This is a genomic window from Streptomyces sp. NBC_00190 (assembly GCF_036203305.1).
Taxonomy (GTDB): Bacteria; Actinomycetota; Actinomycetes; order Streptomycetales; family Streptomycetaceae; genus Streptomyces.
On sequence record NZ_CP108131.1, the window covers coordinates 5,273,444 to 5,292,271 of the forward strand.

Below are 18,828 nucleotides of genomic sequence, written 5' to 3' on the forward strand. Positions count from 1 at the left end.
CGTGCCGCCACGCGACGAACCTCCGCCCGCCGGACCTCCGCCCGCGGGAAGCCCCCCGGCCGGACCGTCCGGCATCCGCGAACTGGCCGTGCTGCTGCGCCGCGCCGGGCTCGATCCGTCCGCCGAGGAGCTCGCCGACGCGCTGTGGCTGGCCGGTCGGATCAGCGGGCCCGGGCGGCCCGCACCGGGTGCGGAGGCGTCCGCACCAGAACCGGAGGATGAGGATCCGGTCAGTCCGCCCGTGGATCCCGGGCGCGCGGAGCCGGAAGCCGGTGATCCGGTCAGGCTCTATCCGCCTGGGACGCGCCGCGGCGGCGAGACCGAGGCGGAGCTCGCGGGGGAGGTGCCAGGGGAGCGCGGGGTGCCCGTACGGGTCCCCAGGGCGGCCGCGCTGCCACGCATCCTGGAGATACAGCGCGCCCTGCGCGCCCTCCAGCGGCACCGCCCGCCCGCCCCGCCCACCCGGATGGTCCTCGACGAGTCGGCCACCGCCGAGGCCAGCGCCCGGGCCCTCGGGCTGGTCATCCCGGTGCTCCGGCCCGACAGCAGGCGCGAGGCGACCGCACGGCTGGTGATGGACGCGTCGCCGTCGATGGCGGTGTGGCAGGACATGTTCGAGGAACTGCGTTCCGTGTGCGAGCGGCTGGGTGCCTTCCGGGACGTCCAGGTGCACTACCTGCACCGGCTCGCCGACGGTACGGCCGCGCTCGGGCGCGGCCCCGTGCCCGGCCCCGGGCTGCGCTCCGGGGAACAGCTGCGCGACCCCACCGGGCGGGCCCTGACCATGATGGTCTCCGACTGCGCCGGACCGCTGTGGCGCGAGGGCGCGGCGCAGCGGCTGCTGCACCGGTGGGCCGAGTGCACCCCGTGCGTGGTCGTGCAGCCGCTGCCGCAGCGGCTGTGGGGCCGCAGCTGGCTGCCGACCGAGCGGGGCACGCTCTCCCGCGTCGAGGGCAGCGGCGGGAAGCTGAAATTCCGGTCGGACCGGCCGCCGCTGCCCGGACGGCTCGTGGGCGGGCTGACCGTGCCCGTGCTGCCCCCGGGCGCGACAGCCCTCGGAGCCTGGGCCCGGCTCGTCGCCGGGCTGGGCACCGGCCCGGTTCCGGCGGAGGTGGGCCGGGTGCTGGCCGCCCACCCGGCGGCGCCCCCGCCGCCGCCGCGTGCCGTACGGCCGCCGCGCGAGCTGGTGGCGCGGTTCAGGTCCTCGGCCGCGCCCCGGGCCGTACAGCTGGCCGTCTACCTGTCGGCGGCCCCGCTGACGCTGCCCGTCATGCGGCTGGTGCAGCGCACGATGCTGCCCGACTCCGAGCCCTCGGACCTGGCCGAGGTGCTGCTGAGCGGGCTGCTGCGGCGCAGCGCGGAGGCGCCGGGGCAGTGGTACGAGTTCGCGCCCGGCGTGCAGGACGTACTGCTGGGGCCGCTGGGGCGGGACGAGGCCGCCCTCGTGCTCAAGCACTGCTCGGAGTACGTACAGGCCCACTTCGGGCGGGGCGTACGGAACTTCCCCGCCCTCGCGGTCTCGCAGCTCACCGGAGCACCGTCCGCCGAGGCCGGACCAGCGCCGGAGGACGCCGCGGAGCGCACGCCCGCCGGGCGGCTCCCGCAGGCCTTCGCCCAGGTCTCGGCCAAGGTGGTACGGCGCTACCTGCCCGGGGTGCCGGAGGACGGGGACCCGCCGGTCCGCGAGCCCGCCGCGCCCCCGGCGCCCGGCCGGGCCGGCGCGGTGCGCGCGGCGCGCGACCGGCTCGCGGACGGGGACGCGCGCGCCCTGTACGAAGCCGTGGCGGTACTGCGCCGCGCCGTGACGGCCCCGCCCGGGCCCGGCGATCCGCCGGAGGAGGCGGAGACCGAACTGGCGGGCGCGCTGCTGCGGCTGTGGGCGGCCCAGCGGGACCCGGAACTCCTCGCCGAGGCCGAGCGGGCCCTGACCGGCCTGCGCACCGCGCCGGCCCGGTTCGCGCGGGGCCGGGTGCTGTACGAGCGGGCGCGGGCGGCCGCCCGTACGGCCTCGTCGGTCGACGCGGAGCTGCTGGCCGCCGCCGACCGGGAGTTCGCGGCGGCCGGCGCCTCGGCCGACCCCGCACTGCGGCGGGACTGCGCGGTGCGCCGCGCCGAGACCCTGATCCGGCTGAGCGCCCTGCGGGACGACCCGGGCGCGCTGCGCGAGGCGCGGGCCGCCCTGGAGCCGCTGGCCGGGCCCACGCCCGGCGGAGCCGTGGACGCGCCGCCGCATCCCGGACTCCAACAGGCCCTGGGCCGCGTCCTGCTGGCCCTGCTGCCCCACACCCCGGACCCGGCCGAGCGCACGGCCCTGGCCGAGCAGGCCGCGGCGCGGCTGGCCGCGACCGCCCTGACCACGGACGGCACGGCCGGTCGAGAAGGGCGCGCACGGGTGCGGGTGGAGCTGGCCGGCGCCCTGCGGTACCTGCCCGGGCGGCTGGAGGAGGCGGCCGGTGAGCTGGACGCGGCCCTCGCGGAGGCCGGCGGCGACGCCGAGCTGCGGGTGGCGGCCCTGGTGTGCCTGGCGCGGGTGCACCGGGCGCGCCACGAGCGGGACGCCGACCCGGCGGCCCTGGAGGACGCCGCCGAGGCGTACGGCCGCGCCCGGCGGCTGATCCCCCGGGACGCGGAGGCCTTCGCCGAGCTGCTGCCCGAATGGGGCGACGTCCTGCTGGAGCGGGCCCGGGCCGCCGACGGGCGGCGCTTCACCGGGGCCGCCGTACGCGTGCTGCGCGAGAGCCGGGCGGCGGTGCCGCAGTCCGACCCCGGGGCGGCGCACCGGCTGCTGAGACTGGCCGCGGGGCTCCGGCTGCGGCACGCCTACGAAGGGGACCCGGTGGACCTGCGGGAGGCGGAGTACCTGCTGGAACTCGCCGTCCGGCAGAGCCGCAGCCCCCTGGAGAGGGCCCGCGCCTGGCGGGACCACGGGGACGTGCAGCAGGAGATCCACGGCCACACCCGGGCCGTGGACCGCCTGGACCGGGCGGCGGACTCCTACCGGCGGGCCTGGCGGGCCGCCCTGGAGGCCGACCACGAGGAGCGCCGGGCCGCGGGCACCGCCGTGTCGCTGGCCGCCCGCGTGCAGGAGCTGCGCGGGGAGGTACTGGAGCGCCTCGCCCGGCCCCGGGCGGCCCTGGACGCGTACCGCTCCGCGCTGGAGCTGTGGATGCGGATCGGCACAGGTGCGGAAGGGGCGGCCGAGGCGGGGGCCGAAGGGCGGTCCGAGGCGCTCGCCGCGCGGATCAGTGCCCTGGAGGCGGCCCTCTGAGCCGCCCTGCGCCCCCGGTCCGCCCGTTTCCGGGCGCCGGGGGGAGGGGAAAAGGCAGTGGACCATCGAACGTGCGACGCAAGAGGGGGACGGGCGGCCCATGGTGACGAAGGATCAGGATGTGGCAGTGGTGGTCCAGCGGTGCTCCGGGGGGCTGCCGGATCTCTCCGGCCTGGATCTGGCGGCGCTGCGCGGGATCGACCATCCCGTGCTCGCCCAGGTGATCGAGGGCATGGTCGAGCGGGTGACCAATCCGGCCGAGATCCTCAACGCCTTCGACTCGGGCGTCGCCTGACCGGACGCGGTGGCGGGCCGCACGCCACTTGACCGCTTTCCGCCGTTAGCCGAGGCCGTCCGAAGGGCAGGGATGGACCGTCGCTGGGGTACCTCCCAGCAGCCACCGGGGGAGGGAGGCGCGGGCGATGAGGCACACCGGCACGAGCGACGCCGCGCTGCCCGCACAGGACTCGGCGCCGCCCGCACAGGACGCCGCGCCGCCCGGACGCAACGCCGCGCAGGAGGCCCACGCCCGCCACGCGCCCTGGCCCCACACCCGGCTCGACGTGCCCGCCCTGCGGACCGCCGGCCACCGGCCCCATCCGATACGGCAGTTCGTGCTCAAGACGCGCAGCCGCTGCAACCTCGCCTGCACCTACTGCTACGTCTACGAACTGGCGGACCAGAGCTGGCGCGGCCAGCCCGCCGTCATGGCCCCGGCCACCGCCCGCCGCGCCGCCGAGCGGATAGCCGAGCACGCCGCCGCCCACGACCTGCCCCGCGTCGACCTTGTACTGCACGGCGGCGAACCGCTGCTCACCGCGCCCGCCCAGCTGGCCGGGCCCGTCGAGGCCGTACGGGCCGCCGTGGCCGCGGCCGCCCCGCGCACCCGGGTCACCGCCGCCGTCCAGACCAACGGCACCCTCCTCACCCGCGGCCGGATCGCCGCGCTGGCCGCCGCCGGGATACGCGTCGGCGTCAGCCTCGACGGAGGCCTCCCCGCGCACAACGCCCGGCGCGTCGACCACACCGGGCGCCCCGGGTTCGGCGCCGCCGCCCGCGGCCTGCGGTTACTGGCACGGCATCCGGACAGCTACGCCGGGGTGCTGTGCGTCATCGACCTCGACCAGGACCCGGTGGAGACGTACGAGTCCCTGCTCGCCTTCGCCCCGCCCAGCCTCGGGCTGCTGCTGCCGCTCGCCAACTGGAGCTCCCCGCCGGCCGGCCACCGGCCCGGTGCGACCCCGTACGCCGACTGGCTCCTCGCCGTCTTCGAACGCTGGTGGCACGACGGGGTGCGACGCACCCGGATCCGGATCTTCGAGGAGATCATCGCGCTGCTGCTCGGCCTGCCCGCCGCCACCGAGACCCTCGGGCTCGCGCCCGCCGCCACCGCCGTCATCGAGACCGACGGCTCCATCGAACAGGCCGATTCGCTGAAGTCCGCCTACGAGGGCGCCGCCGCAACCGGGGCGACCCTCGCCACCCACAGCTTCGACCAGATCCTCGACCACCCCGGATTCGCCGCCCGCCAGCTCGGGCGGGACGCGCTCGCCGCCGGGTGCCGCGCCTGCGAGCTGGTGGACGTGTGCGGCGGCGGCCACTACCCGCACCGCTACCGCGCCGGCGAGGGATTCCGGCAGCCTTCCGTGTACTGCGCGGACCTCCAGGTCCTGATCCGGCACATCGCCGCGGCCCTCCAGCGGGCCGCGTCCACGGCCACCGCGGCCCACCCCCCGGCGGTCGCCTCATGACCGCCGCCCTCGCCGCCTTCTCCGTCTCCTCCCGCACCCTGCGCGCCCTCGCCTCCACCGAGCCCTCCACCGACGGCACCCGCCTGGTCCGCGACGTCCGCCGCTCCAAGCGCCTGGTCCTGCTGCGCGGGGTCCTCGACGCCGCCCCCGGCGGCCGGTCCGGGGAGACCGCCGCTCACTGGGCCCTGCTGGAGGAGGCCGAACGCCACGCCCCCGCCGCCGTGCGCGACGTCCTGCACTACCCGGCTACGGGGGTGTGGGCCGAGGAGACCCTGCGCCGCCTGCACGCCCCGGACGGCCCCCCGCCGGACCTCGGCCACCTCGGGGCCCTCGCCGTCGCCGCCGCCCTGCGCGCCGGGATCTCCTTCACCCACACCCTGCGCCCCCAGCACGGCCGCCTCGTCCTGCCCACGCTCGGACTCCTGCGCCCGGACCGCCCGGGCCCGCTCGCCCTCACCGAACGCACCTGGGACCCCGAGGACCCCGTCACCCTCCCCCTGCACACGCTCCCCGGCGGCCGGACCGCCCTCGACGACCTCGACCCCTACCGGGCATCCGGCCCCGCGCAGCAGGCCCCCGTACGCCCCGCCCGCCGGCTCACCTCCAAGGGACACCGGCGCTGGGACACCCAGTGGTCCGGCGCGCTCACCCTGCTCCAGCGGTACGACACCGCCCGCGCCGAGGAGACCGTGCAGCTGCTGCGCTCCGTCGTACCGCTCGCCGGAGGTTCCCGCTCCAGCGGCGCGACCCTGCCCGCGGCCGCCGGCTCCGTACTGGCCCGCGCACAGGCTCCGCCCGCGCTGGCCGCCACCCTCGTGCACGAGGTCCAGCACGGCAAGCTCACCGCCCTCGCCGACGTCCTGACCCTGCACACCGCCGACCGCGTCCCCCGCTACTGGGCCCCCTGGCGCGCCGACCCCCGCCCGCTGGAGGGACTCCTCCACGGCGCCTACGCCCACCTGGCCCTGGCCGGGTACTGGCAGCGCGCCGCCCTCTACGGGGCACGCGGCGCCTGGGCCCAGCACGCCCGGATCCGCGCCCAGGTCGCCGCCGTCCTGCCCGTACTGCACGCGGACGACCGACTGACCTCCGCGGGACGGGAGTTCACCGAAGCGATGAGGTCCGCCGAACGGGCCATGGACGAACTCCCGCCCCCCGGGGACCAGCACGCCACCGCCCGCCGGGCCGTCGACCGCGAGCGCCGCGCCTGGTGCGCGGAACACCCCGAACTCGCGCCGTTCGCACAAGGCTGACGGACCGTCCGCTGAGGTACCTTTTCAATCCCGTCCACTGCCCGGATCTCAGGGAGACGGCCGCATGACCGGTAGTCGGCAGGAACAGACCATTTCAGCCGCTGGGCCGCAGCGGTTCGTCATCAGCTTCGCCGGGTTCAACCGGCCCTGGGCCGTGTGGATCGCCCACCGGCTGGAGGAGCACGGCCACCGCGTCGCCCTCCAGCGCTGGGACCCGCAGAACAGGCCCGGCCTCGCCCAGGCCCTCGACGACCTCGCCCGCTCCGGCAGCCGGGTCCTCCTCGTCCTCAGCGAACGCTACTTCTCGGCCGGGACCCACACCGACGAGGAGTGGAACACCGCCCTGCGCGCGGTGACCGACCGCCACCGCGACCGGTTCGCGGCGGTCTGCCTCACCGACTCCCCGCTGCCCAGCGCCGTGGCCGTCCTGGAGAAGACCGACCTGTGGGGCCTGGACGCGTACGAGGCGGAGTACCGCGTGCTGCGCCGCCTGGAGCTGCCCACCGACCGGATCGGCACCGAGAGCGGCCGACGCGGCCCCCGCTTCCCCAACGACCCGCCCGAGATCTGGGGCCGGGTCCCGCGCCGGAACCCGCGCTTCACCGGCCGCAACGACGTCATCGGCACCCTGCGCGCGGCGCTCGCCGAAGCCCCGGCCGGCGCCTCCACCGTCACCCTGCTCGGGCTCTCCGGCGTCGGCAAGACCCAGGTCGCCACCGAGTACGCCTACCGCTTCGCCTCCGAGTACGACGTGGTGTGGTGGGTCCCCGCCGAGGACCGGCCCACCCTGCGCGAACGCCTCGCCGACCTGGCCCCCGCCCTCGGCCTGCCGCGCGGCGCCGGCAGCTACGGCGAGCAGATCCGCGCCGTCCTGGAAGCACTGCGGCGCGGATCCCCTTACAGCCGCTGGCTGATCGTCTTCGACGGCTGCGACAACCCCGACGACCTCACCGACCTGCTGCCCTCCGGCGCGGGCGACGTCATCATCACCTCCCGCAACCGCGAGTGGGCCTCCCGGCACACCAACCTCGTCGAAGTACCGCTCTACGCCCGCCCCGAGTCCATCACCTTCATCCGGCGCCGTGCGCTGCGGCTCACCGCCGTGGAGGCCGACCAGCTCGCCGAGGCCCTGGAGGACTACCCGCTCGCCCTCGACCAGACCGCCGGCTGGCTCGCCGACTCCCCGCTGACCGTCGGCGACTACCTGGCGCTGCTCCAGCGCCGGATGGACTCCCGCGAGGCCGTCACCGTCTCCGACGACTACCCGCTGCCCTTCCCCACGGCCCTGGCCATACTGCTCAACAACGTCCGGGAGAACTTCCCCGACGCCCTCGCCCTGCTGCGGCTGTTCGTCTTCTTCGCACCCGGGCCGGTGCCGCTGCGGCTGCTGCGCGAATTCCCCGCCGACGAGGTGCCCGAGGAACTCGCCGGGCTGATCAACGACCAGATCCGGTGGAACGCGGCCCTCAACAAGCTCGTCCAGTTCTCCGTGGTCCGCCTGGAGTACTCCGACCTGCCCGTGGAGGAGGGCGGCGGCGGGCTGGAGACCGTACAGCTGCACCGCATGGTCCACGGCATCGTCCGGGACAACCTCTCCGAGGACGAGGCCGAACCGCTCTCCCGCGCCGTCCGCCAGGTCCTCGCCGCCGCCGACCCCGGCCGGCCGTCCGACTCCCGGCTGTGGCCCCGCTACGCCGAGCTCATCCCGCACCTGGCCACCGCCGGGGTGCTGACCAGCAGCAACCCGCGCATCCAGACCTTCCTGCTGCACTGCCTGCGCTACCTGATCCTCGCCGGGGAGTACCGCACCTGCCTGCGGCTCTCCGAGGAGACCGACCACGCCTGGCGCGCCATGCTCGGCGAGGACCACCCCAAGGTCCGCGAGCTCAGCTACCAGTACGGCGGAGCGCTGCGCAACCTCGGCCTCTTCCGCCGCGCCGAGACCCTCACCAAGGCCGTCGCCGACCGGCTCACCGGCGAACGCGGCGACCGCGACCTGGAGACCCTGCGCGCCAGCAGCGCGTACGGCGGAGTCCTGCTGTGCATCGCCAAGTTCGAGCCGGCCCGCAAGATCTTCGAGCACTGCCTGGCCATGTACCGCGAGCTGCTCGGCGAGGACGACTCGACGACGCTCGGCGCCCAGAACAACCTGGCCGCCACCTACCGGCTGCTGGGCCGCTACCAGGACGCCTACGACCTCGACCTGGACACCCTGCGCCGCCGCGAGCGGGTGCTGCGGGCCCAGCACATCTCCACCCTCTCCTCCGGCATCGCCTGCGCCATGGGGCTGCGGATGATGGGCCGCTACCGGGAGGCGCAGACCCGGCAGGAGCAGGGGCTCAAGCTCAACACCCAGGTGCTGGGGCTGGGCCACCCGCAGACCCTGCGCGCCGAGCACAACCTCGGGCTGTGCCTGCGGCGTTCCGGGGACATCCCCGGTGCGGGCATGCGGCTGCGGGCCGTGTGGGAACGGGCCACGCGGGTCTTCGGCATCGACTACCCGTGGACGCTGATGGTGGCCTCCGACTACGCCACCTACCTCAGGGAGTACGGGGACATCGGCGAGGCCCGCCGGATCTCCGAGGACGTGGTCCGCGGCTACCAGTCCCAGCTGGGCCTCGCCCACCCGTACAGCATCGGCACGGTCGGCAACCTCGGCCTGGTGCTGCGGGCCCAGGGCGAGCGGGCCGAAGCCCTCTCGCTCGCCGAACAGGCGCTGGTCGGCATGCGGGGCGCACTGGGCGACCGGCACCCCTGGACGCTGGGCTGCGCCCTGAACGCCACCGGACACCGCAACATCACCGGGCGCCTGGAAGACGCGCTGGACCTGAGCCGCGAGACGCTGCGCACCGCCGAGCAGGTGCTGGGCCCGGACCACCCCATGACGCTGAGCGCGCAGATCGCGCTGGCCGCGGACCTGCGGTCGGTACGGGAGGACGCGGAGGCCGGCAAGCACGAGGAGGCCGGCATCAAGGGCCTCATCCGGACACTGGGCCCGCAACACGTCCACACGGTCTCGGCCCGCCAGCAGGCCCGCCCGTACTGGGACTTCGAGCCCCAGCCGTAGAGCCGGAAGGCCCGGCTCCCCGTGAGGGGGCCGGGCCTTCCACTGCTGGGCCGCGCGGCGACTAGGCCTCGAAGACCTCGTTCAGCAGGAGCTGCTGCTCCGCCTGGTGGCGCTTCGCCGAGCCGACGGCGGGCGACGAGCCGTGCGGGCGCGAGATGCGCCGCAGGCGCTCGCCCGCCGGGACGTCCGCGCCGACCGCCAGGTCGAGGTGGTCGATCAGGTTCAGCGCGATGAACGGCCACGCACCCTGGTTCGCCGGCTCCTCCTGGGCCCAGATGTACTTCGCCGCGTTCGGGAACTTGGCGATCTCCGCCTGGAGCTCAGCGCCCGCCAGCGGGTACAGCCGCTCGATGCGGATGATCGCGGTGTCCGTGATGCCGCGCTTCTGCCGCTCGGCCTCCAGGTCGTAGTAGACCTTGCCCGCGCAGAAGACGACCTTGCGGACCGCGTTCGGCTCCACCGTCGCGTCGCCGATGACCGGACGGAACGAACCGGTGGTGAACTCCTCCGCCTTCGACGCCGCCGCCTTCAGACGCAGCATCGACTTCGGGGTGAAGACGATGAGCGGCTTGTGGTGCGGGTTGTGGACCTGCCAGCGCAGCAGGTGGAAGTAGTTCGACGGCAGGGTCGGCATCGCGACCGTCATGTTGTCCTGCGCGCACATCTGCAGGAAGCGCTCGGGGCGCGCGGACGAGTGGTCCGGGCCCTGGCCCTCGTAGCCGTGCGGCAGGAGCAGCGTGACGCCGGAAGTCTGGCCCCACTTCTGCTCGGCCGAGGAGATGAACTCGTCGACGACGGTCTGCGCGCCGTTGACGAAGTCACCGAACTGGGCCTCCCAGAGGACCAGCGCGTCCGGGCGGGCCAGCGAGTAGCCGTACTCGAAGCCCATGGCCGCGTACTCGGAGAGCAGCGAGTCGTAGACGTTGTAACGGGCCTGCTCGTCCGACAGGTACTGCAGCGGGGTGTAGTCCTCGCCGGTCTCCCGGTCGATGAGGACCGCGTGGCGCTGGCCGAACGTGCCGCGGCGGGAGTCCTGGCCGGACAGCCGGACCGGGGTGCCCTCCATCAGCAGCGAGCCGAAGGCCAGGGTCTCGCCCATGCCCCAGTCGATGGTGCCCTCGTCGATCATCGCCGCACGGCGCTGCAGCTGCGGCAGCAGACGCGGGTGGACGGTGACGTGTTCGGGGATGTTGACCTGGGACTCGGCGATCCGCTTGACGACGTCCTGGGAGATCGCGGTGTTCACGGTGACCGGGAACTGCTGCGCGACCTGGGCCGGCGGCACCGGGGCGCCGACGGCGGGCTGCGCGGCGGCCTCGCGGACCTCCGCGAAGACCTTCTCCAGCTGGCCCTGGAAGTCCTGGAGCGCCTGCTCGGCCTCTTCCAGCGTGATGTCGCCGCGACCGATGAGGGACTCGGTGTACAGCTTGCGCACCGAGCGCTTCTTGTCGATCAGGTCGTACATCAGCGGCTGCGTGAACGCCGGGTTGTCGGACTCGTTGTGGCCGCGGCGGCGGTAGCAGATGAGGTCGATGACCACGTCCTTGTTGAACGCCTGACGGAACTCGAAGGCGAGCCGCGCGACGCGGACCACTGCCTCCGGGTCGTCGCCGTTCACGTGGAAGATCGGCGCCTCGATCATGCGGGCCACGTCGGTCGCGTACATGGACGAACGCGAGGACTCCGGGGCGGCGGTGAAGCCGACCTGGTTGTTGATGACCACGTGCACGGTGCCGCCGGTGCGGTAGCCGCGCAGCTGCGACATGTTCAGCGTCTCGGCGACCACACCCTGGCCCGCGAAGGCCGCGTCGCCGTGCAGGGCCAGCGGGAGGACCGTGAAGTCCGTGCCGCCCTTGTTGATGACGTCCTGCTTGGCGCGGGCGACACCCTCCAGGACCGGGTCGACGGCCTCCAGGTGGGAGGGGTTGGCGACGAGCGAGACCTTGATCTGCTCGCCGTCCAGGCCCGTGAAGGTGCCCTCGGCGCCCAGGTGGTACTTGACGTCGCCGGAGCCGTGCATGGACTTCGGGTCGAGGTTGCCCTCGAACTCGCGGAAGATCTGCGCGTACGACTTGCCGACGATGTTCGCGAGCACGTTCAGGCGGCCGCGGTGGGCCATGCCGATGACGACCTCTTCGAGGCGGGCCTCGGCGGCCGAGTCGATGACGGCGTCGAGCAGCGGGATGACGGACTCGCCGCCCTCCAGGGAGAAGCGCTTCTGGCCGACGTACTTCGTCTGCAGGAAGGTCTCGAAGGCCTCCGCCGCGTTCAGGCGGCGCAGGATGCGCAGCTGCTCCTCGCGCTCCGGCTTGGTGTGCGGACGCTCGATGCGGTCCTGGATCCAGCGGCGCTGCTTGGGGTCCTGGATGTGCATGAACTCGACGCCGGTGGTGCGGCAGTACGAGTCGCGCAGCACGCCGAGGATGTCGCGGAGCTTCATCATCGACTTGCCGGAGAAGCCGCCGACCGCGAACTCGCGCTCCAGGTCCCACAGGGTGAGGCCGTGCTCGGTGATGTCGAGGTCGGGGTGCTTGCGCTGCTTGTACTCCAGCGGGTCGGTGTCGGCCATGACATGGCCGCGGACCCGGTAGGAGTGGATCAGCTCGAAGACGCGGGCGGCCTTCGTGACGTCGTCGTCGTGGCTGGCGTCGATGTCGCGGTTCCAGCGGACCGGCTCGTACGGGATGCGCAGCGCCTCGAAGACGTCGTCGTAGAAGCCGCTCTCGCCGAGCAGCAGGTTCGCGACGATGCGCAGGAACTCGCCGGAGGCCGCGCCCTGGATGACCCGGTGGTCGTAGGTCGAGGTCAGGGTCATGACCTTGGAGATGCCCAGCTTGTTCAGGGTGTCCTGCGAGGTGCCCTGGAACTCGGCGGGGTAGTCCATGGAGCCGACGCCCATGATGACCGACTGTCCGGGCATCAGGCGGGGCACGGAGTGCACGGTGCCCAGGCCGCCGGGGTTGGTCAGCGAGACGGTGACGCCGGTGAAGTCATCCATCGTCAGCTTGCCGACACGGGCGCGGCGGACGATGTCCTCGTAGGCCTGCCAGAACTCGAAGAAGTTGAGGGTCTCGGCCTTCTTGATGCCGGCGACGACCAGCTGGCGGTCGCCGTTCGGCTTCACCAGGTCGATCGCGAGACCGAAGTTGATGTGCTCCGGCTTGACCAGGGTCGGCTTGCCGTCCTTCTCCGCGAAGGAGTGGTTCATGGCCGGCATGGCCTTGATCGCCTGCACCATCGCGTAGCCGATGAGGTGGGTGAAGGAGATCTTCCCGCCCCGGGCGCGCTTGAGGTGGTTGTTGATGACGATGCGGTTGTCGAACAGCAGCTTCACCGGGACGGCGCGGACGGACGTGGCCGTCGGCACGTCCAGCGAGGCGTTCATGTTCTTCGCGACGGCGGCAGCCGGGCCGCGGAGCGTCACCAGCTCGGGGCCCGCGGGGGCCTCGGTGGCGGGCGCGGCCTTCTGAGCGGCTACGGCGGAGGAGGCGGGCGCGGCCGGTGCGGCGGCCGGGGCCTGGGAGGTGACAGTCACAGCAGGGGCACCAGAGGGGGTGGCAGGAGCAGGGGCAGGAGCTGACACAGGCGTGGGCGCGGCGGAGGGCGCGGTGGCAGCCGCTCCAGTGGAGCGGGTGCTCGCACCGGCGCTCGCCGCCCCCGTGGCGGCGGCGTCGGCGGCCTGGGGGGCTGCGGTGACGGTGGTGGCGGCCTGTGCGGAGGCGCCGTCCGTCGTCGCAGTGGTCTTCTTCGGCTCTTCGGACTTCACCGGAGCGGCAGCCCCCGGCTTGTAGTCGGCGAAGAAGTCCCACCAGGCCCGGTCGACCGAGTTCGGGTCCTGGAGGTACTGCTGATAGATCTCGTCGACGAGCCACTCATTGGCGCCGAAGCCTGAGGCGGGGTTCTTCCCGCCCCCTGCTGCTTCGGTCGTGGTGCTCGAGTTACTGGGGGACTGTGGCGACACGGCGGCAACCGCCCTCTTCCGCTTCACAAGGTATGGACAGCGGGAATAAAGGCTACGCCTCCTGGACCGCGAGATGCAGACCGGGCGGGACTTCCGTCGCGTAGGTCACATCGAACGGCGGGTTTCATCGCCTGGAATGGCGGGAAACACGTGTGGTTCGGGTAGGGGGCACCGAGGTTGCGGCCTCATGGCTTCGCACCCCTGACGGACCCCGGGTACGTGTGGCCGAGATCATGTCCTTCCCACTCGAACCCTACGTCAACACAGCGCCTACGAGCTGCCCGGAAGCGTGACGAGGATGCGGCAGCCCCGTGACGATTCGGCCACTCTGATCCGCCCCCCGTGCAGCTCCACGGCCCAGCGGGCGATCGCCAGGCCCAGCCCCGTACCGCCGTCGCCGCCGCGCGCGCTGCCCCGGTTGAACCGCTCGAAGACCCGGTGCCGCTCCGCCTCCGGGATGCCGGGACCTTCGTCCCGCACCTCCAGCGCCAGGCTGCCGGGCGTGTCGCCGGCCCGCGCGCGGACCGTGACCCGGCCGTGCGGGGGGCTGTGCTTGACCGCGTTGTCGATCAGGTTCGCCACCACCTGGTGCAGCCGCTCGGCGTCCGCGTACGCCGTCAGCTCGGGCGGGAACACGTCCAGGTGCAGGTGCACGTCGTTGCGGGTGTGCCCGCCGGAGCCGCTGGACAGCCCCGGCCGGCCCGCGGCCGCCAGCGCCGACTCCTTCAGCACCCCCGACAGGTACGGCCACACCTCGAACCGGCGGGCGCGCAGCGGGACCACGCCGTTGTCCACCCGGGACAGGTCCAGCAGCGTCTCCACGAGCCGGCCGAGGCGCTCGGTCTGCTTCAGCATCGTGCGCATGGTCTCCGGATCGGCGGCCGAGACCCCGTCCACCACGTTCTCCAGCACCGCGCGCAGCGCCGCGATCGGCGTGCGCAGTTCGTGCGAGACGTTGGCGACCAGCAGCTTGCGGTGCCGGTCCACCGCCTCCAGGTCGTCCGCCATCAGGTTGATCGTGGAGGCCAGGTCGCCCAGCTCGTCCCGGCGTCCCGCGCCGCGCACCCGGCGGGTGAAGTCGCCGTGGGAGATCGCCCGGGCCACCGTCGTCATGTCGTCCAGCGGCGACGTCAGGCTGTGCGCCACGAACTGGGTGATCAGCATCGAGGCGATCACCGAGAAGACCGTGATGAACCGCAGCTCGGTGTCGGTGCGCAGGGCCACCAGCAGCAGGCCCGTCGTGATGAAGACCGAGACCACCACGAGGGTGCCCAGCTTGGTCTTGATCGAGAACGGCGAGAAGGGCCGCAGGGCCCCGGCGGAGCGCTGCCCGGGTGTGCTGTTCACGCCTGCGCCGGGGTCTCCAGGGCGTACCCGACGCCGTGGACCGTGCGGATCCGCTCCGCGCCGATCTTGCGGCGCAGGGCCTTGATGTGGCTGTCGACCGTACGGGTCCCGGACGCGTCGGCCCAGTCCCACACCTCGGCCAGCAGCTGCTCCCGCGAGAGCACCGCCCGCGGGGTGCCGGCCAGGCACACCAGCAGGTCGAACTCGGTCGGCGTCAGGTGCACGTCCTCGGCTTGCACGCGGACCCGGCGCTGCGCGTGGTCGATCTCCAGGTCGCCCAGGCGCAGCGTGGCCCCGCGCGGGGCGTGCGCGGCCAGAGTGGCCCGTTCCACGCGCCGCAGCAGTACGTGGACGCGCGCGGCCAGCTCGCGCATCGAGAACGGCTTCGTCATGTAGTCGTCGGCGCCGACCCCGAGCCCGACCAGCAGGTCGGTCTCGTCGTCCCGGGCGGTGAGCATCAGCACCGGGACCGGCCGCTGGGCCTGGACCCGGCGGCAGACCTCCAGGCCGTCGAAGCCCGGCAGCATGATGTCGAGGACCAGCAGCTCGGGCAGCCAGCTCTCGGCCGCGGCGACGGCGGCCGGGCCGTCCGCGGCCGTCTGCACCTGGAAGCCCTCGGCCCGCAGGCGGGCCGCGATCGCCTCGGCGATGGTGTGGTCGTCCTCGACGACGAGTACGCGCCGCTGGGCGCCGGGGGTCGCCGAGGCGCCGTTGTGGGTGGTGTGTGTCTGTTCCATGTCCCGGTCCCGCCCCATGAAGATCTGCGTGGTGGGGTGCAGCGTAGAGGAGGCACCGGCCTGCGGCTATGCGGGGTTCGGACAGGGCATTTGTGCTGATCATCCTGGTAGAGGGCGGGATGTACCGGGCGCCGGACCCCCCGCGGGACCGGCTCCCGGCGGGCGGGGCGAGGACCCCGCGCAGCTGTCTGCGTGCCCTGCGACGACAGCCCGTCCCGCGACGGCCTTGTCCACGTTGCGCAGGTACGGCTCCGGTTTCGCGGAGAGTTTCGCGGAGAGCGGAAGGAATCCCTCCGGATTTGTCAGGACCGTCGGTGAGTGACGCCGCGCCGCGGCCCCCGGAGCCGTGGAACCGGCCCGGCCCACCACTCGGCCGCCGTGTCCGGATCCACGTACGGGTCCTCGAACAGGCCGGGCCCGGACCGGCAGCCGTGGGAGATCCCGGCCGCGGGGACGGGCCCGCCTGCTACTGGGTGAACGGGGGGAGCGCGGCCAGGACCTTGCCCAGGGCCGGGGCCAGGCTGCCCTCGGCGCCCGCCACCTCGAAACCGCCGTGCACGAACTCGTAGGAGAACCCGTCGTAGATCGTGGGGCCGCCCGTCGCGATCCGCGGCAGCCCGGCGAAGTCCGCCTCGCGCAGCGCGGTGCGCAGCGCGGCCAGCTCGGCTTCCGACAGCTTTCCGGTGCCCTCCGGCTTCGCCCCGCCGTCCAGCCGGGTCCACGACCCGTCGTCCTTGACGACGAGCGAGTGCGTCTGGCCCGCGAAGCCGCCGGTGCGGGTGACCCGTACCAGGGTCTGGTCCGCGGAGGGCGGCTTGCCGGCCGTCGGGCTCGCGGCGCCGCTCGGCGCCGGGGCCCGGGACGGTGACGTCGGGGGCGCGTCGTCGCCGCTCCCGGATCCGGACGCCCCGCAGCCCGCCAGGACCACCGCGCACAGCACCGCTCCTGCCACCGCCCGGTACGCTCGCACACCCACCTCCGCAGGTACTTCCCCCGAACCCCGAGTATGGAGTCCCCACGCCCGTCGCGACAGTTCCCGGAGGCAGCCATCACCCGCATCGCCCCCTGGTCCTGGCGCGTCCTGCCCCCGCTGCTCGCCGTCCTCCTCGGCCTCTGGGGCCTGGAGCGGCGCGGCAGCATGTGGCGCGACGAGTCGGTCACCTGGCAGGTGGCCCACCGCCCGCTCGGCGGGATCCGGGAGCTGCTGGGCCAGGTGGACGCCGTGCACGGCCTGTACTACCTGCTCATGCACGGTGTGCTCCTGGTCTGGGACGGCGGCCTGTGGGCCCTGCGGCTGCCCTCCGTCGCCGCCACCGCCCTCGCGGCCGCCGGGGTGGCCGCGATCGCCCACCGGCTCTCGGGGGAGCGGGCCGCGTTGATCGCCGGGCTCACCTACGCCGTGCTGCCGCCCGTGCAGATGTACGCCCAGGAGGGCCGCTCGTACGCCCTGGTCGCCGCCGCCGTGGTGTGGGCGACGTACCTGATGCTGCGCGAGCGGTGGACGGCGTACGCGGCGGTGCTGCTGCTCGGCTGCTGGCTGCACGAGTTCGCGGTACTGGCCCTGCTCGCGCACGCCTTCAGCGCCTGGCGCTCGCGCGGCTGGCGCGTCGCCGCCGGGACCGTCGTGGCCCTGCTCCTGCCACTGGCCCTGGTGAGCGCCCGGCAGGCGCAGCAGCAGCTCGGCTGGCTCGGCCGGCCGGGCTGGCAGGACTGGGCGGCGTACGGGGTCCTCGCGGCGGCCGCCCTGCTGCTCGCGCGGGGCGCACCGGGAGAGCTCGTACGCGTGGCCCTGCCGCTGGCCCTGCTGCCGCCCGGCCTGCTGCTGGCGGTCTCCCTCCTCGACCCCTGGTACGTCGACCGGTACGTGCTCTACGCGCTGGCCGGGCCGGCCCTGCTGGCGGGCGCCCGGCTGGCGTCGGCCCGCGGCTGGTGGCCGTGGCTCGCGGCCGCCGCCCTCCTGGTGCCCTTCGCCTTCTGGTCGGCGTGGCTGCGCACGCCCGAGAGCCGCAAGGACGACGTCCTCGCGGTGGCCGCCGCCGTCCGGGAGCAGGCCCGGCCGGGGGACGCGGTGGCCTTCCTGCCGTCGCGGCGGCGCGAATGGCTGCTGTCCTCGCCGGACGTCTACGCGCAGCTGCGCGACGTGGCCCTGGACCGCACCCCGGCGGCTTCGCGCAGCCTGCAGGGCACCGAGCTGCCGTCGCTCGCCATCCGGGAGGCGCTGATCGGATCCCCCCGGGTGATCGCCCTGCTGGACCCGGCCGGCCAGCCGCTGGACCCGTACCCGCGGGAGGCCGTGAAGCGGCAGACGCTGGCCGCCTGGTTCGACCTGTGCTCGGTCACCGCGGTACGCGGAGCCCGGGTCGCCGTGTACGCCCGCCCCGGAGGCTGCGGCGGACCCTGAGCCCGCCCGGGCGCGTTCTCGCGACGGGCCGGTTGCGAGGATGGGGCGACCCGGTTCGCACAGGAGGCGCTGCATGCCCACGTCCCAGAACTCCCCGTCCCGAGAGGCCGTTTCAGAGATCCCCGGACCGCTGGTCGGCGCGGGCTGGCTCGCGGAGCGGCTGACCGTGCCCGGGCTGGTGCTCTTCGACGCCTCCGTCGGCGCCCATCGCGGCGCCGCCCACCGGATTCCGGGCGCCCGCCCCTTCGACCTCGACGGGGACCTGTCCGACCACGACGCCCCCGCTCCGCACACCATGCCCGGCGCCGCGCGGTTCAGCGAGGCGATGCGGGCCCTCGGCGTCGACGACACCTCCACCGTGGTCGTCTACGACGGCGCCGGCATCTACTCCAGCGCCCGCGCCTGGTGGATGCTGCGCGCGATGGGCTTCGACCGGGCCGCCGTACTCGACGGGGGACTGCCCGCCTGGAAGGCCGCCGGCCTGCCCGTGGAGGCCTCCGGCCCGGAATACGACGGCCCGCGCGGCTCCTTCACCGCACGCCCCCGCCCCGGACTGCTGGCCGACAGCGCCACCGTGGCCGCGGCCCTGGCCGACCCGGCCGCGGCCGTCCTGGACGCCCGCACCCGTGAGCGCTTCGCCGGCACCGCTCCCGAACCCCGCCCGGGCCTGCGCGGCGGCCACATGCCGGGCGCGTTCAACCTGCCCTTCGCCGAACTCCAGCGCCCCGACGGCCTGATGCGGCCGGCGGAGGAACTCCGCGCGGCCATCGGCGCGCTGACCGGCGACCGGGAGCGCCTCTACTTCAGCTGCGGATCGGGAGTGACGGCCTGCGTCCTGGCCCTCGGCGCCACCCTCGCCGGCTACCGGGACCTGGCCGTGTACGACGGCTCGTGGAGCGAATGGGGCATGCCCTCGGACCGGCGGCCGGTGGTCACGGGCCCCGGGCCGGCGGCCGGGGACGCGGGCCGCAGCGGGGGATAACCCCACCACAGGACCGGGGACCCGCCCCATCGGCCGCGGGCGCTTTCCGCCCGAGACTCGT

The 18,828-nt window shown here is 74.3% G+C and carries 11 protein-coding genes; 7 read left to right on the plus strand and 4 right to left on the minus strand.

Features of this window, described 5'->3' with window-relative positions; translation table 11 throughout:
• Position 1: 1 nt before the first annotated feature.
• The 5 genes from OG429_RS25615 to fxsT all read left to right on the plus strand — a co-directional run bounded on the left by OG429_RS25615 (position 2) and on the right by fxsT (position 9,339).
• Entirely contained in the window at positions 2-3,268 is a 3,267-nt protein-coding gene (locus OG429_RS25615; RefSeq protein WP_328927601.1) for an SAV_2336 N-terminal domain-related protein, read from the plus strand.
• Between the two features lie 121 nt (positions 3,269-3,389).
• Entirely contained in the window at positions 3,390-3,563 is a 174-nt protein-coding gene (fxsA, locus tag OG429_RS25620; RefSeq protein ID WP_328927602.1) for an FxSxx-COOH cyclophane-containing RiPP peptide, read from the plus strand.
• Positions 3,564-3,690: 127 nt separating this feature from the next.
• Entirely contained in the window at positions 3,691-5,019 is a 1,329-nt protein-coding gene (locus OG429_RS25625; protein ID WP_328927603.1) for an FxsB family cyclophane-forming radical SAM/SPASM peptide maturase, read from the plus strand.
• Positions 5,016-6,272: an HEXXH motif domain-containing protein gene (locus OG429_RS25630; protein ID WP_328927604.1), complete on the plus strand. Its 1,257-nt coding sequence runs from the start codon at positions 5,016-5,018 to the stop codon at positions 6,270-6,272. Before OG429_RS25625 ends, OG429_RS25630 begins: the two co-directional genes overlap by 4 nt.
• Positions 6,273-6,336: 64 nt before the next feature.
• The gene (gene fxsT, locus OG429_RS25635) at positions 6,337-9,339 is read left to right on the plus strand and encodes an FxSxx-COOH system tetratricopeptide repeat protein (protein WP_328927605.1); all 3,003 of its coding nucleotides are present in this window, start codon (positions 6,337-6,339) and stop codon (positions 9,337-9,339) included.
• Positions 9,340-9,400: 61 nt separating this feature from the next.
• Here the strand turns inward: fxsT and OG429_RS25640 are convergent, their stop codons facing one another.
• The 4 genes from OG429_RS25640 to OG429_RS25655 form a co-directional block, all read right to left on the minus strand.
• On the minus strand, positions 9,401-13,300 hold the full coding sequence (locus OG429_RS25640; protein ID WP_328927606.1) for a multifunctional oxoglutarate decarboxylase/oxoglutarate dehydrogenase thiamine pyrophosphate-binding subunit/dihydrolipoyllysine-residue succinyltransferase subunit: 3,900 nt from the start codon (positions 13,298-13,300) through the stop codon (positions 9,401-9,403).
• Positions 13,301-13,570: 270 nt separating this feature from the next.
• Positions 13,571-14,647 (minus strand): HAMP domain-containing sensor histidine kinase, encoded by a 1,077-nt coding sequence (locus OG429_RS25645; protein ID WP_328927607.1) that lies wholly within the window; start codon positions 14,645-14,647, stop codon positions 13,571-13,573.
• On the minus strand, positions 14,644-15,384 hold the full coding sequence (locus OG429_RS25650) for a response regulator transcription factor (RefSeq protein ID WP_328927608.1): 741 nt from the start codon (positions 15,382-15,384) through the stop codon (positions 14,644-14,646). The genes OG429_RS25645 and OG429_RS25650 overlap by 4 nt, the downstream gene beginning before the upstream one ends.
• Before the next feature lie 466 nt (positions 15,385-15,850).
• Complete coding sequence (locus OG429_RS25655) at positions 15,851-16,354, minus strand: hypothetical protein (RefSeq protein ID WP_328927609.1); 504 nt, start codon at positions 16,352-16,354, stop codon at positions 15,851-15,853.
• Between the two features lie 36 nt (positions 16,355-16,390).
• On the opposite strand from OG429_RS25655, the gene OG429_RS25660 reads away from it, so the two are divergent.
• Entirely contained in the window at positions 16,391-17,785 is a 1,395-nt protein-coding gene (locus tag OG429_RS25660; RefSeq protein ID WP_328927610.1) for a glycosyltransferase family 39 protein, read from the plus strand.
• A gap of 73 nt (positions 17,786-17,858) precedes the next feature.
• Positions 17,859-18,767, plus strand: coding sequence for a sulfurtransferase (locus tag OG429_RS25665; RefSeq protein WP_328927611.1), 909 nt, complete (start codon positions 17,859-17,861; stop codon positions 18,765-18,767).
• Positions 18,768-18,828 lie beyond the last annotated feature (61 nt).

Coding starts and splice junctions, on each gene's coding strand:
- OG429_RS25665 (WP_328927611.1), top strand. CDS start 17,859: ATGCCCACGTCCCAGAACTCCCCGTCCCGAGAGGCCGTTTCAGAGATC.
- OG429_RS25630 (WP_328927604.1), top strand. CDS start 5,016: ATGACCGCCGCCCTCGCCGCCTTCTCCGTCTCCTCCCGCACCCTGCGC.
- OG429_RS25660 (WP_328927610.1), top strand. CDS start 16,391: ATGGAGTCCCCACGCCCGTCGCGACAGTTCCCGGAGGCAGCCATCACC.
- OG429_RS25650 (WP_328927608.1), bottom strand. CDS start 15,384: ATGGAACAGACACACACCACCCACAACGGCGCCTCGGCGACCCCCGGC.
- fxsT (WP_328927605.1), top strand. CDS start 6,337: ATGACCGGTAGTCGGCAGGAACAGACCATTTCAGCCGCTGGGCCGCAG.
- OG429_RS25625 (WP_328927603.1), top strand. CDS start 3,691: ATGAGGCACACCGGCACGAGCGACGCCGCGCTGCCCGCACAGGACTCG.